At 60.6% G+C, this 1,132-nt stretch carries 1 protein-coding gene and 2 pseudogenes; 2 read left to right on the top strand and 1 reads right to left on the bottom strand.

Features of this window, described 5'->3' with window-relative positions:
- Positions 1-291, bottom strand: a pseudogene (locus AC2VON_RS23030) (hypothetical protein); the annotation flags it as partial.
- Between the two features lie 77 nt (positions 292-368).
- Between AC2VON_RS23030 and AC2VON_RS23025 the strand changes: the two are divergent.
- Both AC2VON_RS23025 and AC2VON_RS23020 read left to right on the top strand, forming a co-directional pair.
- Positions 369-776: a hypothetical protein gene (locus AC2VON_RS23025; RefSeq protein ID WP_486954921.1), complete on the top strand. Its 408-nt coding sequence runs from the start codon at positions 369-371 to the stop codon at positions 774-776.
- A gap of 194 nt (positions 777-970) precedes the next feature.
- Positions 971-1,132, top strand: a pseudogene (locus AC2VON_RS23020) (MFS transporter); the annotation flags it as partial.

Below are 1,132 nucleotides of genomic sequence, written 5' to 3'. Positions count from 1 at the left end.
AAACCACAGTACGAGCTGTCCACCCAAATCGCCGTGACGGCGGATGAGCGCGCTGTTCATCATCATCATCATCATCGAGCTGTGCTGTTGGAGCCATCTGCCGGCCATGGCGGCCAGCACGGTCACCACCATGGTCCCTGAAGCAAGGAACAACGAGGCGCCCGCGATGCGACGACGCGCAGCAGGCCATAGCACCATGAACACGGCGAGCAAGGCAGTCAACGGCACAAAGACCACGACCGCGTGGACGAGGAAAGGATGCGCCGGAAGGCCCTCGACAGTGTCAAGCACTGATGATCGCTCCTTCCGGATCCCGGGTCGGCACTTTCCACCAAATCCTTTGTTGGACAGTCAGTCAGCGTGTTGGCATGTTAGGCATCTGGCCCGGCTTCATCGGCATGCTAGGCATGTTCGGCATCTGGCCCGGCGTCATCGGCATGTCCGGCATGTTCGGCATCTGGCCCGGCGTCATCGGCATGCTAGGCATGTCTTTCATCATGCCTTTCATCATGTTTTCCATCATGTCCTGCATACCCCCGCTACACATCTTGGCCGACATTGGATTTTGCATGTCCGGGCCCGTTGCGGCGCTCGGAGGTTTCGCCGGGCCCGAGGTGAGCGTCAACGCTCCCGACGAGCCGGCCCATGTCCCGGCAAAGAACGCCGCCAACGTGATAGACAAACCAGCCAACACAGCCGCCGCGAACCTCTTACGCTTCCCGGGCCTGGCGCCGACGTTGCTGAGGTCTCCCATGTCATGTCCTTTCGCTCGGTGACAGATGCGGGCCAATCTACTATCGCTGTACGTAGATGATAGGCATCGCTGCCAGCGCCCGCAAGATTTCGGCCAACGCGCTCCGGCCGCGCAAGGATACTTGTCTATTCCATTGATCTATGGAATATAGTACGAATCGTGGTTGGCGAACACGTGGAGCGCGACTCTGTCCCGCACCACGCTGACGACCGCCTCATCAGCAGCGCCAGTGACCACCTTCGGTTGGGGTTGCGCACCAACCTGGCGCAGTTCAGTCTGCTGGTCGCGGTCAATGCCCTGGTCGGAGGCACCCTGGGACAGGAACGCACCGTGCTGCCCTTGCTGGCTCAACGCACCTTCCATCTGGTGGGCTACACG

The sequence above is a fragment of the Mycobacterium sp. TH-M82 genome, assembly GCF_057473605.1.
The sequence above is the reverse complement of the archived record's forward strand: the minus strand, read 5'-3'. Positions and strand labels throughout refer to the sequence as shown.